Consider the following 418-nt stretch of genomic DNA (forward strand, 5'->3'; position numbering starts at 1 on the left):
TGTACAGCCTGTGCATTTACTTGGTATAACGCAAGATAGGAAGACATCGATAACAATGTTATCAAAAGAGAATCGAGAGACCGCATCGCCTACGCTAGGGCGATGAAGCAAATGGTCAAGCAATAAGGGCACAGGGCGGATGCCTTGGCACTAAGGGCCGAAGAAAGACGTGACAAGCTGCGATAAGCTTCGGGGAGGAGCAAATATCCAATGATCCGGAGATCTCTGAATGGGGAAACCCACATGAGCAAACCTCATGTATCCATGCGCCAATCCATAACGCATGGAGGGGAACCCGGGGAACTGAAACATCTAAGTACCCGGAGGAAAAGAAAGAAAACTCGATTCCGCAAGTAGCGGCGAGCGAACGCGGAAGAGCCTAAACCGGAATGCGTGCATTCCGGGGTTAAGGACTGCA

At 50.5% G+C, this 418-nt stretch carries 1 rRNA gene; it reads left to right on the top strand.

The annotated features are described in order from the left end of the window. Window positions 1-112 precede the first annotated feature (112 nt). A 23S ribosomal RNA gene (locus tag G5B11_RS18840) occupies window positions 113-418 on the top strand; the annotation flags it as partial.

This window comes from Blautia glucerasea, assembly GCF_013304385.1.
Classification (GTDB): Bacteria; Bacillota; Clostridia; order Lachnospirales; family Lachnospiraceae; genus Blautia_A; species Blautia_A ammoniilytica.